Here is a 15040-nt window from a genome sequence, read left to right as displayed (position 1 = left end):
ATGGACTTACAAGATCAACTTAAAAATCTTTTCCCAGATCATCAATTTGAGGAAAAACCGAAAGAAGAAAAACCTGATATATGGTTACAGGATGATCCTATTTTGTGTAAATATGAAAAACGTAAGGGGAAACCCATTACGATAATTGATGGTTATAATGGAGCTACTAGCGACTTTAAAAAATTAGCGAAAGAAATAAAAACAAAGTTAAGTGTTGGAGGTAGTTTTAAAAATGACAGTATAATTATCCAAGGTGATTACAGGGATAAGATCATGGAAATCCTAAAAGAAAAAGGGTTTAATGTGAAAAGAGTTGGCGGTTAAAAAAGTTAAAATGCTAGGAAATTGATCCTAGCATTTTTGTTTTTATAAATTTTGTTTTAATATTACACCATATTAACAACTGAAAACAAACAACACTTATAATAAAGTAACGTTTTTATATTTAAATTAAGAAATCATCAATTATCCCCAAGAATATGGCATCTTCAATATTACACATTACAAACGGAGACAGTACTACACAAGTTTTAAGTAAATTAAACTTCGATGGAGAAATCATCACATGGCGGGAAATGTTATGTGAAGGTAAGACAACCATTGATGTAGGCAGTGAAAATTTTTGGAAAACGAGATTTGAGTTTTTAAAATCTTCATACAAAACCACCAAAAAAACTTTTATCGATTATACTTTGAAGGAGTATAGGAACCTATGTAAACAAAAACAGCAAAATGAAATTGTTCTATGGTTCGAATACGATCTTTTCTGTCAAATAAACATGGTAGCCGTAATAAGCTGGTTGAAAAGATATAGAAAAGGAAGAAAAATTTCGCTCGTTTGTAGCGGAAGAATAGAAGGTAAAGAAGGATTATATGCCTTAGGCCATTTAAATAAAAAAGAATTATTAAATCATTATAAAGATAGAGTTGAACTTACTCAAGATGATATAGAATATGCCGATTATATTTGGCAATTGTACTGTTCAGATAGTCCCCTAAGATTAGAAACAGTTCATAAATTTAACCCAATGTCGCCTTTTGTTTACTTAGAAGAGGCAATTAAAGCTCACTTACAAAGATTTCCTTCCATTAAAAACGGTTTAAATAAACTTGAAAATCAACTTTTAAATATTGCCAATACCCAAGAACTGGAAAGTCAGAATCAACTTGTTCGTGAAATACTGAAAGATCAAGGCTTTTATGGTTTTGGTGATGTGCAATATGCAAACAAGCTTCAGAACATGAAAAAATTATTTTCATCGTTTAATCCTGTTAAACTAAGTAGAAAGGGTAAAAAAGTATTGGAAAACCAACTTAACTTCTATGGTCAAATACGTTCAGATTTTTCGTATCTTGGCGGTTCTAAAAAATACAGCTATTTGTATGTAAACGATACCGACAAGCTGCTCAAAATAACATCGTAAATGACTATACAACATTCTGAGCTCATTTTAAATTCAGACGGAAGTATTTATCACTTAAATTTAAAACCTGAAAATATTGCCACAGATATAATATTTGTTGGTGATCAATATAGGGTTGATAAAATAACTAAACATTTCGATAGTATTGAATTCAGTACTCAAAAGCGGGAGTTTAAAACTACAACGGGTAGTTATAAAGGAAAAAGGCTTTCGGTTATTTCGACAGGAATTGGTCCTGATAATATAGATATTGTATTAAATGAACTCGATGCTCTTGTAAACATTGACTTAGAAACCCGTCAAATTAAAAAGAAACACACTGCTTTGAATATTGTTAGAATTGGTACTTCTGGATCACTTCAAAGCCATATTCCTGTAGATAGTTTTCTATTAAGTTCTCATGCTTTAGATTTAAATGGAATGCTTCGTTCTTACCAAGTAGAGACTATTGGGCATTCTGAAATCGAAGAAGCCTTTGTACAACATACCAATTGGAGTGCTAAAAAGGCTACTCCTTTAGTGATTAGCAATAGCACTTCATTGGAAGAAAAAATTCTTTCAGAGAAGGTTTACAAAGGAATTACGGCAACTGCTGGCGGTTTTTATGGTCCTCAAGGAAGAGTTTTAAGACTACCATTACAAGATTCCGAACTAAATAATAAAATTGATAGTTTTGAGTTTAAAGAACATAAAATCACCAATCTTGAAATGGAAACTTCTGCCATTTATGGATTGGCAAAATTATTAGGACATAATGCCGCTTCAATGAATGCCATTATTGCTAATAGAGCTAACGGAACTTTTAGTCAAAAACCTAAAAAAACAGTAGAAGATTTAATTATCTACACGTTAAACAAATTAGTTGAATAAATGCTAAATTTAAAAGTTGGTGGTGTACCAGAACACTTTAATTATCCATGGTATATCACACTAAAGAATAAAGAATACACAAAACATAATATTAATTTACGCTGGCAAGATTTCCCTGGAGGAACTGGTGCTATGTGTAAAGCCTTAAGAGCTGGTGATATCGATATTGCAATAGTTCTTACCGAAGGAATTATTAAAGATATTATAGAAGGAAATCCTTCCAAAATAACACAGACGTTTGTAAAAACCCCTCTAGTCTGGGGAATTCATGTAGGCGCTAAATCTAAATTTGAAAAAATTGACGATTTAGAAAATGCAACGGTTGCCATCAGTAGATACGGCTCTGGATCACATTTAATGGCCATTGTAAATGCTCATAACAATGGATGGGATATTCAAAAGTTGAAATTTAAAGTAGTTGGAAACCTTCAAGGAGGTATCAATGCATTAACAAATGGAGATGCGGATTACTTTATGTGGGAACATTTTACCACCAAACCTCTAGTAGATAATGGAACTTTTCGTAGACTAGGTGATTGTCCTACTCCTTGGCCTTGTTTTGTTGTTGCTGTGAGAGATGAAGTTTTAGAAAACAATTTTAATGAAGTGAAAAAAGTATTGGATATCATTAACAATTGTACTGCAGACTTTAAAGAGATAAAAAGTATCGATGAGACACTAGCAACTAGGTACGAGCAGCAATTGGAAGACATTAGAGAATGGCTATCAATAACCGAATGGAACGATGGTTTACCTGTTTCTGAAGAATTAATTACAGAGATACAAAATAAAATGATATCATTCAACGTTATTGAAAAGTCGGAAGATTCTGGTAAATTGATCAGAAATATGTATATTTGAGTCCTTAAAATATTAAAAATGAAAAAAGTAGTATTTATTGCAATTTGTATAGTTAGTTTATTAGGTTTTACTTCTTGTGGAAGTACAAGCCCTTGTGGTTTAGCTGAAACTAAGCAAACTAAACAAAATATTCATCAACAGGAAGTGTTAGTTGCTGATGCAACTGCTGAATAGTTGATTTCTTTATTCAAATTCAATAAATCCGCTTTTAAGGCGGATTTTTTTGTTTTTAGTCTTATATTCATGCTATGAAAAAGACATTTAAAAAAGCTATTATCCCCATTATTTTAGTAACTCTAAGTCCATTTTTAGTAGATCTCTATGTTTTTAGAGGGTACTTTTCGACCGATATTGTATATATTCTATCATATCCTCATGAAAAAGAGTTGATTGAAGTTGAAAATAATAACCTTTCTATAGAAATTGATAAAAGTAATGATGATTTCATCTTAACTTTTAAAAATAATTCTATAAAACCATACCTAACATTAACTTATAGATGGAATATAATCTTTGATATTGATAATGAGAAGTTTCTTCAGCACTATCGAACCAAATACAACTCAAAATTTATAAAAGAAAAATATAATTATTCTGTTTCCTGCGGAACAGGATTAAGTACATTTTCTATTAATCCTTATGAAAGTTTTCAATCTAAGATAAGTTATCGAGACTTTTTGAAAGATTTCGGTATTAATTATTGTCACTACAAAACGACGAAAAATGATACAATTATGGATGTAATTCATAATAAACCTTTACTTTTTCTGGATGATAAAAATGATCAATTCAAAGTTTTCAATAGAGCCGATTTAACATTAAAAGATAGTATTGAGGTTCAACTCTATTTACCTGTTTTTTCTTACGACTATAAAGAAGTTACCTATGTGAAATCCAATTATATTAAACTACCATATCTAAATATTATTGATAATCTAATAACAGAAAAATCCGAAAGCTATAAAAGAATAGATTAATTCTTCTCCTTTAACATAGGAACAAATCGAAAATCACCTAGCTCGTGCTTTTCAAATTCTTTAGGTGATTTTCTAATAAACAAGGTCACAACTTGCTCTCCTTCACCCACAGGAATTAACAACCTACCTCCTTTTAAAACTTCCTAACCTACCTCTTCAAAAGCAGATAAATTGTAAACATCTTGGGTTATTTTTTGCTTTAGAACCTCAATATCAATAGTTCCGTTGTCATCGGTTTTTATGTAGTTTGGTTCAGGCAGGTAACGTAATTGTAAATGTGGGTGATAAATGGTTTTCCTTCCCTTTCGGAAATAAGCACACATTACTGAAAAACTACTATTCGAACATACCAAAATATCAGCTTCAACGAATGCTCTAAAAATTCGGTGAATTTGATCATAGTTTTTTTCTTCTCTATTAGATCCTATTTTGACCTCAGTATTTAGTCTATTAGAAAATCTTTCCACAATAGCCTCTGAATTTACTTGTTCGGTATAAATCGTAAACTTCACATTTCCTACTCCATATGCTTTTTCAATATGAATTAATGTATTTTCATAATAATCCATATCAAACATATATCGAACTGCAAAAGGTGTTGAAAAATGACTTGGATACTTTTCTTTGTCATAATCGTTACCTCTGTTTATATGCATAGCTACTTGAATTGGAGATTTATAATCTGTAATTTTTAAATTATGTAATTCATTAAATTTTCGAGATGTTTCTTCTTGAATTTCAGCAAAAATGTTACGTTCCGTATTCCCGTTTAAAAACCAAGGTATGGTTTGAAAAGGATGAATTCTTAAGGCATTTTCGAAAACAACCAATGTGTTTTTATCTCTTAAAGGTAAAACCTTTTCAAAATAGGTTAATAATTCGTCATATTCATCAATTCCACACCATAAAGGTCCTTCAATACGAACCACGTTTTTATATTTTACTCCGCGCTCTTCTTTAGTTACAACAGTACATTGGTATCCTAAACCAAAATAATCTAAATAACTATAGGGCGTATGCACATAATTTAAGTTAAATAATTTACCAATAGTTAGTCCGCCTAAAGCGTCTTTTAATTGATGTCCATGATTACCTCCTGAGGTAAATTCTATTGTAAAATCCATTGTTTATAATTGATCTAGGAAATTTATTCTATTATTTTATGTAAGTAGGTTGAAGAATCAAACATATTATCAATATGTTTTTCGCCATCTAAATATTCATAGCCATGTTTTTTAGCTCTACTTATATCACTCATTCTCTTTACATACCCCTCATGCTTTTTATAAAGATACTCTCGTCCTAAATACTTGTAATGCAATAATTTTAGCTCTAATAAATTATCTGTGATATTATCTTCATAAAACTCAGGATAACTTTGGTGAGAACCTGGACTAAAATTAATTTCTTTTACTTTTTTAGGATCAAAAATGATACTTTTATCAAACCAATTGGATCGTTTACCATGCATAACCTGTTGAGTAATTAAGGTATCATAGTTTGAAGGAAAATGATCGCTCATCATATTATATCCTATAATTATAGGAATCGCGATTCCTTTATGTTTAGCCATGAGCAGTTTCTCCATTAAGTTTTTGTCGTATAAAAACTCGTCCATGTCACAAACAATTACATAATCGGCCGTGCTTCCTTTCCAACAATTGTTTCGTGTTTCTTGAAGTTTATCTTCTATAAACTCGTTACCAGAATCTAAGTATCGAATTTCCACATTTTCATAACTACGCGCTAATTCAATAGAATTGTCAGTACTTTGATTATCGATAACGACAATTTTACTGCAGATTTGAGCATAATAATTTAATGTATGACGAATCATTTTTTGTTCATTAAAACAAAGCACATACAGTTCTATATTTATTGAATCCCTCATATTATTAGCTTCTAAAATCAACTATTACTGGTGTTTTTGAGGTTGTTGCGTTTCTATATAAATCGGATAGAGAAACCAAATCAACTTTTAGCGAAAAAAAGTTGGGGTTCATATCTAATATTTCAATAAGTTTTTCGGTTACCTTTCTTATAATTTCTGATTTTTCAGTCTTAGTTTCTGATTTAACAATCAAAAATCTTAGTTCTGTTTTCAAGTCTTCATCTAAAAATAGCTGTATTTGAAATCTATCGATTATGGTTAAAAGCTTATCAAAATCACTTAGAAAATAAGAATTAGCTTGAATTGAAAATGATTTAGAGTCCCTAGATTTTAAGGTAAGAATTTGTTTTCCGTTATTATAGTTTAAACATCCTATATCACCAACAAAATACCTAAATACAGGAAATCTTTTACGTAATAAATTAGTAACTACAATCATCCCATTTCCTTCGTCATCAGGATTATCTATTTCAATAATAACATCATCCAAGACCCCGAAAGAAGTTGTATTCTCAGCATCGGTCGACCAACCCCAAATTCCCGTTTCAGCTGATCCGTATAAAGAATAAATATTTTTCGTTTTAAAAGCTTTCTTAATAATTTCAGCTTGAGACTTCAATAGATATTCTCCAGCGAAAAGCATATTATCAATTTTTAAACTAAGCTTATTATCAATGACATACTGAGCAAAAAGTGTTAACATCGATGAAGTACCTAAAACTATATTTGCTTTGAATGTAGACGCTGCGTTAAACATAAAATCAAATGAAGTTTTTGAACCACCTGCAATAGTAGTTGCATTACATCTTTCAAGAATATCGTCAAGAATTGCGGCAGATCGATACATACTATCGTAACTGAACAAATTCAATGCAATGGTTTTTGACGAAAATATACCGCTTTTAACAAGTTCTTTTGCTAATAATTCGCGTTGGTATAAGTTTTCTTTTATGTCAACAGGAAAAATTAAAGGTTTGTCTGTTGAGCCTCCTGAGCGCACCAAATAAACACCTTCAGTTTCATTTTCAAGTTGAAAACGAGTTTCTAAAATATTTCGTAATGTATGTTTTTCAATAGGTTTAGGAATAGTATTTTCATTAACTCCCTCATAATAGTTTTTAAAAAGTGAAGAGTTTTTCACTACTGAAAAATGTTCAAGTAATCTTTGACTTATCATATTATTTACTGAAAGTTCTTAAAAAAAAAGAATACAGCTGATTTTTAAAAAGATGTTTGTATTTATAAATGAAAATTAACTTCTGTTTTATCGTTTGCAGGTTTTTAATACAATATCGTAACCAGCGTTTTCCTACTACTCCCATGATTAATTTATCATACTTATTATTACTTCCTTTCCAAGAATTTAATAAAGGGGCTTCGGCTATTTCATTCCAAGTATTAAACTTTTTACGTGATGCACTTCCAACGACTTCTCGCACTTGTATTCGGTTTCCCATTAAAAGTCCTATGGAATCTTTCTTTTCCTGTAAAACTTTTTTCAACACTTTGTACCAGTAATCAATACCTTCATAAAAATTTCGTTTCTCATAGAACTTAACCGACTCCATCCATTTTTTCTTTGCTATTACATTACTCCCTAGCCCCATATAAAAATGCATAGAACTAACCACTTTTAAAGGTTCTTCCATTCTATAAGCATTTTCAAAAATTGGAGTTAATTTTTGATTTAATTTCTTCAAATCTGGCAGAAAGGTATTGCTAGGAAATAATTGAATACCCATAACTAAAAAGTCAATAGCATGGTTCGTCATTAAGTTATTTGCCATTTCCAACAAATCACTGGTATATAAATCGTCGCCATCTAAAAAAATAACCGCTTCACCTGTAGTCTGTTCGAAACCAACATTTCTAGCTACACTTACACCTCCATTTTCTTCCAACTCAATAATTTCGATCCTTACTTTTTCTATCAGTTTTTTATTTGAGGATATAAAATCTTTAGCAATATGGAGGCTATTATCAGTGCTTTTATCATCTACAATAATAAGTTCAAAAGGTAATTTTGTTTGGTTAAAAACGGACTGCAATGTTTCTTGAATAAATGGAGCTTTATTGTATAAAGGAAGTACTATGGATATCTTCATAATTCTTTTGAAATAACAGTTGGTAAAATATATCCTCCACTATGCACATTGATAACACTTTTTGCTGAACCTCTAAATATTCCAGGTCCATATGACTGACCATTATAACACAACAGCATTCCTACCATATTTACATTTTTTACTACTCCATTTCTTTCAATGTTATACACCTGCTGATTCACATATTCTTGAAGCATATATTCGTTCCATTGATTTGAAATTATCTCACTCCATATCTTTGAGGAACATTCGTTTTTAACATAAATACCGATACCTCTACCTCCACTGTTCTTTTTAAGTAAACAGTTCTGTGATGTTTGTCCGAAGTGACTTCTTTTTTCTTCCGAATCCAAAACAAATGAAGGGATTAAAAAACGTTTTAAAAAATGATAATCCTCAGTATCTATATAATCCTCCATTATGGTTTCATCAAATAAAACCGATAGCACACGTTTATCATGTACCAAGATTAAAGTTCTAAAATCATTCAAACATTTCTTTGAATTTATTAGCCCTTGACGAACTTCGGGGTTTATTCCCCTTAATTCTTCACGATCCATTTCGACGACAAACTGCTCTGCAACCTCATTATTTACTAATAGGTTACCATCTTTGAAGCTTAACTCCTTTGGTAAAATATCTTTAACACTAAAACCAAGTTTTACAAGTTCATTAAAAAACTGATAAGCTTCTGTTCCTCCTTCCAATTCATGGACATAATAAAGTGTTTTCTCCTTTACAAAATCTTCCGATATTACTTTTATAAACGATTTATTTTGATATTCATCCATCCATCTTTTACAATTTTGAGCTGAAAGTTTATCAAAAATTAAGCGTGTATAATAACTAAACATCCACCCATTAATAGGATATCTACAACCAATTTCACAAATTTTAGGATGCCCCTTTTTATCGAAAATAAAATCAGGACGATACATACCAACTTTATACGGAACAGCAATTGTTTGTTTTAAAATACTCTCTAATTCTGCATCTAATTGGTAAACATTTCTAATTCTCTCATCCTTAAAATAATTATTAACTATTTGCTCAATAGCTTCATTTAATAATTTACCAAGTCTGCCAAGCTCTTCGATTTGAAAACTGGCAACTTCCATAGGAACATTTAAAAAAGTATCTTTTCCTCCAAATGGAACACCTCCAAAGAACTCCTCTAGTTGGGGTATTAAATATTCGTAATCGACCTTAGATTTCGACAGTGCATACTTCATCAATATTCCATTTGATTTTTTAACCTCTTGCATTTAATCGTTTGTTAAAAATCAAATTATGCCTCCACGACTAACTCATTAGCTTTAGCTATTTGCTCATCTAAAACGCCCATAACCTCTGCCTTTAACTTTAAATATGTAGTTACTATTTCTTCCAAATTATAGGTAGTAACATCAATGTTCTGTGCTTTAGCATACGAGTTAACAGCATCTACGGCATGGAAAAAATGATCTTTTTCAGTAGCACCACAATGTACCTGAATCCATGCCAATGATTTTTCAATTTCATCATCAGTATAAGTACCTTCTTCTTTTAACCAAGCATTAAACTTAGGAATGATATATTCGACCTCTCCATGTGTGTAAATTTCATGCACAAGTGTGGTTAATAAACCAATCATTATATCCTTATCTCTTAATGAATTTTTATCTTTCCAGGCTTTAAACGTTTTTGCTTCTGCACTTAAATATTGTTTTGAAAGCCATGTATCATCTCCCGCAATATTCGTTGCCATTGTATAAAACATTTCGGAGTGTAAAATACGACCAATAACGGCAAGGTCTTCATCAACGATTCTATTTAAACTTGCAACAGCTTTGAATAAATCATGCTCGCTTACCACTGGCTTATTTTTATGAATCAACATTGTCATTCTATTGCTTAAACCTGCAACTGTCATAGCGCTATTATTGGTTTGACTCCAACTTTTAAAAAATAAGTTTAACGTTTCTTTTGACTGCTTTTGTGAGGTTAAACTTTTAAACGAATTTTCAATGGTTGCAAACTCATTCGTCTGTAAAGGAAAGTAACGTAGTAATTGAGATTTTAAATGACTTTCTTGCATTTGATCTATTACCGGAGTAATTATCGATATTAAATTCTTCATAAGTTATAGTTTTTATTAATATTAGCTTCTTTCTTTGGCTGAATCTTTGTGTCAAAATTGCCGTTTTATTTAGCTGAAATAATAAAAAAGACCATGAGAGTTTAATATTCGACCCTAAAAGTCGTAGATTAAAGAATGAGATAGATTATAAAGAGTTATTCACCCTTAATAAAGTAAATCCATAGAATGTTTTACCAATATTCAATTACAAATTAGAATAAGAATAGTTTTGGTAGAAAGATAGTATCAAACTGAAAAAACAGATGAATCTAATTCTTCTCCTTTAACATAGGAACAAATCGAAAATCACCGAGCTCGTGCTTTTCAAACTCTTTAGGTGATTTTCTAATAAACAAGGTCATTACTTGCTCTCCTTCACCCACAGGAATTAACAACCTACCTCCAACTTTTATTTGTGCTAATAAAGCTTTTGGAACAAAAGGAGCACCAGCAGTAACAATAATTTTATCAAAAGGAGCTTGCACAGGCAATCCTTTATATCCATCTCCAAAAATAAAGCGCTTCGGTCGATACCCTAATTTGGGAAGGAAATTAGAAGTCTTCTTGAACAATTCATGTTGACGTTCAATCGAGTACACATCTGCTTTTAATTCCAATAAAACAGCCGTTTGATACCCCGAACCTGTTCCTATTTCAAGAATTTTGTCACCTTCTTGTACTTCTAATACTTGTGATTGAAAGGCTACCGTATATGGATGAGAAATGGTTTGATCAGCCGCTATTGGAAATGCTTTATCCTGATACGCGTGTTCTTCGAAACTACTATCTATAAATAAATGGCGTGGAATTTTTCTAACAGCATTTAATACTTTAGTGTCAAAAATCCCCTTTGCTTCTAGCGTTGCCGCTAATTGATTTCTCAGTCCTTGATGTTTAGTAGTGTCTCTCACGAATTTGCCAATTTCGGTAGGCCAAAAATAGGAATAAATATGTTTAAAAGTGTATCTTTGTTAGCGTTGATTTTAACAAAATCATTAACTAGAGAATAACACTTTCATTACGAGGATTCAACTTTAAATTCTTTTTGCGAAAAAATAATTTTAGGTTTCTTCAAAATTAAAACGAAAATTAAACATGTTAAAAGCTGGAGTTTTAGGAGCAGGACATTTAGGTAAGATACACCTGCGTTTATTACAACAATCAGAAAGGTACGAATTGGTTGGTTTTTACGACCCTTTTACTGAAAATGCTGAAAAAGTAGCAAAAGAGTTCGGATATACCTTGTTCAACTCGGTCGATGAACTTATTGATGCCGTGGATGTTGTTGATATTGTTACTCCAACTCTTTCTCATTTTGAATGCGCTAAACAAGCCATTGAAAAAGGAAAGCATATATTCATTGAAAAACCTATCACCAATACCTTACAGGAAGCCGAAGCAATTAGAACCTTGGCTAGTCAAAATCACATCCGCGGACAAGTAGGACATGTTGAGCGTTTTAATCCTGCGTTTACAGCAGTGCAAGACATGATCGGAACTCCAATGTTTATCGAAACACATCGATTAGCTGAATTCAATCCTCGTGGTACTGATGTACCTGTGGTTTTGGATTTAATGATTCACGATATCGATATTATTTTATCAGTCGTTAAATCGAAAGTAAAAAACATTAATGCTAGTGGTGTTTCAGTAATTTCTGAAACTCCCGATATTGCCAACGCAAGAATCGAATTTGAAAATGGGTGTGTCGCTAATTTAACAGCGAGTAGAATTTCCATGAAAAACATGCGTAAATCTCGCTTCTTTCAAAAGGATGCTTACATCTCTGTTGATTTCTTAACAAAAAAATCTGAGGTTGTAAAAATGAAAGATGCCCCTGAAAAACCAGATGAATTTGCCATGATCTTACAAAATGCCGAAGGTGTTAAAAAGCAGATTTACTTTGACAATCCTAAAATTGTTCAAAACAACGCTATTCTCGACGAACTAGAATCTTTTGCTGATGCTATTCAAAATGATACCACACCAATTGTATCGCTTACTCAAGGTACTGAAGCCTTAAGAGTTGCTCAGCAAATAATAGATTGTTTTGACAACTAAACAGACAAACTAAATATTCAATATAAACAAACGAACAAACACATGAAAAATATAGCTGTAATTGGAGCAGGAACTATGGGAAATGGAATTGCTCATACTTTTGCACAATTTGGATACAATGTACACTTAATTGATATTTCTCAAGCTGCTTTAGATAGAGGTTTAGCAACTATTACCAAGAATTTGGATAGAATGCTTGCTAAAGAAAAAATTACAGAAAATGATAAAAACGATACTCTAAACAACATTACTACTTTCACCGAATTAAAAGATGGAGTTAAAAATGTTGAGTTAGTTGTTGAGGCTGCTACTGAAAACGTTGATTTGAAATTGAAAATCTTTAAAGATATTGATGCATTTTCAGACGAAAACACCATTTTAGCTACCAACACCTCATCTATTTCTATTACGCAAATTGCCGCGGCTACCAATAGACCTGAAAAGGTAATTGGAATGCACTTTATGAACCCTGTGCCAATTATGAAGTTAGTAGAAATTATTAGAGGTTATAATACTACTGACGAAGTAATGGAAACTATTGTTGATTTAACTAAGAAAATTAACAAAGTACCTGTTGAAGTAAATGACTATCCTGGTTTTGTTGCAAACCGTATTTTAATGCCTATGATCAATGAATCTATTGAAACATTATACAATGGTGTTGCTGGTGTTGCTGAAATAGATACTGTAATGAAATTAGGAATGGCACACCCTATGGGACCTTTACAATTAGCAGACTTCATTGGATTAGACGTATGTTTATCAATCTTAAATGTAATGTACGACGGATTTAAAAATCCTAAATACGCTCCATGTCCGTTATTAGTAAATATGGTAATGGCTGGAAAATTAGGAGTTAAATCTGGTGAAGGTTTTTACGACTACAGCGAAAGTAGAAAAGCAGAGAAAGTAGCTAAAATGTTTTCTTAATACATACTACATGATTGCTGAAAGATTACAAGCACTAAGAAATTATATGGCATCTAAAAATTTAGATGCCTTTATTATACCCTCAACTGACCCACATCAGTCGGAATATGTAGCGGATCATTGGAAATTAAGAGCCTATTTTTCTGGTTTCACGGGATCAGCTGGAATTTTAGTCGTAACACAAGACGTTGCTGCTTTATGGACAGATTCGCGTTATTTTTTGCAGTTTGAAGATGAATGTAAAGATTCGGAAGTATCACTTTACAAACAATCAATACCGCATGCTCCAGAGCATGTAGCTTGGTTATGCGATTCATTGGAAAAAGATGCGACTATTGGGGTAGATTATAGACAATTTTCAAAATCACAAATCGATTATATTCTAAGCTTTACAACTCCTAAGAGTATAAAACTACAAAATAAACCTCATTTCGCTAAAGAAATATGGACCAACAGACCCAATTTACCAAACTTTGAAGTCTCGGTTCACCCTTTAGAATTTTCAGGAGAAACTACAGCTTCGAAACTAGCAAAAGTTCAAACTGAAATTCAAAATCAAGAAGCTAATTTTTACTTATTCTCTTCTTTAGATGAAATAGCTTGGTTATTTAATATTCGCTCTCGTGATGTTGATTTTACACCATTGGTTACATCATATGCTCTTGTAGGTATTGAGCAAACCATTTTATTCTGTAATACCAATCGTTTCTCTGAGAATGTAATTGCCGTTTTCGAAAAACTAAATATTAGCATTAAAGATTACGATTCAATTGCAACCATACTTCCAGAAATAACATCTGGTAAAAGAATTGTTACTGATGCTTCAAGTTTAAACTACGCCTGCTTTGAAGCCGTTAATGGCAAGTTTATTTATCAAAACTCTTTGGTAAAACAACTAAAAGCAGTTAAAAATGAAGTGGAAATTGCAGGTTCTAGAAACTGTATGATCAAGGATGGAGTTGCGCTAACAAAGTTCTTCATATGGTTAGAAAAAGAATTGGCGACTAAAACCATTTCTGAATATAAAATAGGAAGAAAACTAGATAGTTTCAGACAACAGCAAGAATACTATACAGGAGAGTCTTTCCCGGCAATTGTTGGATATAAAGGAAATGGTGCAATCATCCATTATAAGGCTCCTGAAGAAAACTCTGCTGAAGTTTCAAATGAAGGAATTTTGTTAGTTGATAGTGGTGCCCAGTACAAAGATGGTACTACGGATATTACTCGAACTGTTTGGTTGGGGGGAACTCCAAGTGAGAAAGTAAAAACAGCTTACACAGGTGTTTTAAAAGGATATATTGAATTAGATCAATTACAATTTCCAGAAGGAACTACAGGCGCTCAAATTGATGCCTTTGCCAGAGTTCACCTGTGGAAAAAAGGACTAAACTATCCTCATGGCACTGGACATGGAATTGGTAGTTTTGGAATGGTTCATGAACCTGCTCAAGGATTTACTACTGGACCAACTACAGAACGTGGTACGACTCCCCACTTACCAAATCAATTGACTACTATTGAACCAGGATGTTATGTTGCAAATGAATTTGGTATTAGAACCGAAAACATAGTATTGTCAAAAGAGGTAAATACAACAGATTTCGGAACGTTTTTAGGGTTTGAAGCTTTAACACTTTGCTATATCGATACGCAGTTGATCAATATTGAAGAACTAAGCAATAATGAAAAAGACTGGTTAAACAACTATCACCAGTTAGTATTTGATAAACTCTCTCCTTTGTTAAATGAGGATGAAAAACAATGGTTACAACAAAAATGTAAAGCCATTTAAAAACAAA

Annotated in this window: 16 protein-coding genes and 1 pseudogene; 9 read left to right on the top strand and 8 right to left on the bottom strand. The window is 31.9% G+C overall.

Going from position 1 to position 15040, the window contains the following annotated elements; translation table 11 throughout:
* From ACKTTV_RS05570 to ACKTTV_RS05545, 6 genes are all read left to right on the top strand, one after another.
* Entirely contained in the window at positions 1 to 324 is a 324-nt protein-coding gene (locus ACKTTV_RS05570; RefSeq protein ID WP_408029832.1) for a translation initiation factor, read from the top strand.
* A gap of 155 nt (positions 325 to 479) precedes the next feature.
* A complete protein-coding gene (locus ACKTTV_RS05565; protein ID WP_408029831.1) occupies positions 480 to 1424 on the top strand; it encodes a DUF1835 domain-containing protein in 945 nt (314 codons plus the stop codon).
* Positions 1425 to 2294: a nucleoside phosphorylase gene (locus tag ACKTTV_RS05560; protein ID WP_408029830.1), complete on the top strand. Its 870-nt coding sequence runs from the start codon at positions 1425 to 1427 to the stop codon at positions 2292 to 2294.
* Positions 2295 to 3155 (top strand): substrate-binding domain-containing protein, encoded by an 861-nt coding sequence (locus ACKTTV_RS05555; protein WP_408029829.1) that lies wholly within the window; start codon positions 2295 to 2297, stop codon positions 3153 to 3155.
* Positions 3156 to 3173: 18 nt separating this feature from the next.
* The gene (locus tag ACKTTV_RS05550) at positions 3174 to 3329 is read left to right on the top strand and encodes a hypothetical protein (RefSeq protein WP_408029828.1); all 156 of its coding nucleotides are present in this window, start codon (positions 3174 to 3176) and stop codon (positions 3327 to 3329) included.
* Positions 3330 to 3403: 74 nt separating this feature from the next.
* Positions 3404 to 4132, top strand: a complete 729-nt coding sequence (locus ACKTTV_RS05545) for a hypothetical protein (RefSeq protein WP_408029827.1) — start codon at positions 3404 to 3406, stop codon at positions 4130 to 4132.
* Here ACKTTV_RS05545 and ACKTTV_RS05540 read toward each other — a convergent pair.
* The 8 genes and pseudogenes from ACKTTV_RS05540 to ACKTTV_RS05505 form a co-directional block, all read right to left on the bottom strand.
* Positions 4129 to 4263: pseudogene (locus ACKTTV_RS05540) on the bottom strand (protein-L-isoaspartate(D-aspartate) O-methyltransferase); the annotation flags it as partial. The gene ACKTTV_RS05545 and the pseudogene ACKTTV_RS05540 sit on opposite strands and share 4 nt — an antisense overlap.
* 12 nt (positions 4264 to 4275) lie before the next feature.
* Positions 4276 to 5256 (bottom strand): hypothetical protein, encoded by a 981-nt coding sequence (locus ACKTTV_RS05535; protein ID WP_408029826.1) that lies wholly within the window; start codon positions 5254 to 5256, stop codon positions 4276 to 4278.
* A 23-nt stretch (positions 5257 to 5279) separates the two neighbouring features.
* Entirely contained in the window at positions 5280 to 6023 is a 744-nt protein-coding gene (locus ACKTTV_RS05530; RefSeq protein WP_408029825.1) for a glycosyltransferase family 2 protein, read from the bottom strand.
* A 4-nt stretch (positions 6024 to 6027) separates the two neighbouring features.
* A complete protein-coding gene (locus ACKTTV_RS05525; RefSeq protein ID WP_408029824.1) occupies positions 6028 to 7200 on the bottom strand; it encodes a phenylacetate--CoA ligase family protein in 1173 nt (390 codons plus the stop codon).
* Between the two features lies 1 nt (position 7201).
* On the bottom strand, positions 7202 to 8128 hold the full coding sequence (locus tag ACKTTV_RS05520; protein WP_408029823.1) for a glycosyltransferase family 2 protein: 927 nt from the start codon (positions 8126 to 8128) through the stop codon (positions 7202 to 7204).
* Positions 8125 to 9393, bottom strand: coding sequence for a hypothetical protein (locus tag ACKTTV_RS05515; RefSeq protein WP_408029822.1), 1269 nt, complete (start codon positions 9391 to 9393; stop codon positions 8125 to 8127). Before ACKTTV_RS05515 ends, ACKTTV_RS05520 begins: the two co-directional genes overlap by 4 nt.
* A 23-nt stretch (positions 9394 to 9416) precedes the next feature.
* Positions 9417 to 10247: a hypothetical protein gene (locus ACKTTV_RS05510; RefSeq protein WP_408029821.1), complete on the bottom strand. Its 831-nt coding sequence runs from the start codon at positions 10245 to 10247 to the stop codon at positions 9417 to 9419.
* A gap of 269 nt (positions 10248 to 10516) precedes the next feature.
* On the bottom strand, positions 10517 to 11158 hold the full coding sequence (locus ACKTTV_RS05505; RefSeq protein ID WP_408029820.1) for a protein-L-isoaspartate(D-aspartate) O-methyltransferase: 642 nt from the start codon (positions 11156 to 11158) through the stop codon (positions 10517 to 10519).
* A 184-nt stretch (positions 11159 to 11342) separates the two neighbouring features.
* Here ACKTTV_RS05505 and ACKTTV_RS05500 point away from each other — a divergent pair, with 184 nt between their 5' ends.
* The 3 genes from ACKTTV_RS05500 to ACKTTV_RS05490 are packed head-to-tail and all read left to right on the top strand — an operon-like array spanning position 11343 to position 15033.
* A complete protein-coding gene (locus tag ACKTTV_RS05500) occupies positions 11343 to 12308 on the top strand; it encodes a Gfo/Idh/MocA family protein (protein WP_408029819.1) in 966 nt (321 codons plus the stop codon).
* Between the two features lie 15 nt (positions 12309 to 12323).
* A complete protein-coding gene (locus ACKTTV_RS05495; protein ID WP_408029990.1) occupies positions 12324 to 13238 on the top strand; it encodes a 3-hydroxybutyryl-CoA dehydrogenase in 915 nt (304 codons plus the stop codon).
* 10 nt (positions 13239 to 13248) lie between these two features.
* The gene (locus tag ACKTTV_RS05490; RefSeq protein WP_408029818.1) at positions 13249 to 15033 is read left to right on the top strand and encodes an aminopeptidase P family protein; all 1785 of its coding nucleotides are present in this window, start codon (positions 13249 to 13251) and stop codon (positions 15031 to 15033) included.
* The last annotated feature ends 7 nt before the right edge of the window (positions 15034 to 15040 follow it).

Origin of the sequence: Tenacibaculum xiamenense, from assembly GCF_964513065.1 — a bacterium.
GTDB lineage: Bacteria > Bacteroidota > Bacteroidia > Flavobacteriales > Flavobacteriaceae > Polaribacter > Polaribacter xiamenense.
The sequence above is the reverse complement of the archived record's forward strand: the minus strand, read 5'-3'. Positions and strand labels throughout refer to the sequence as shown.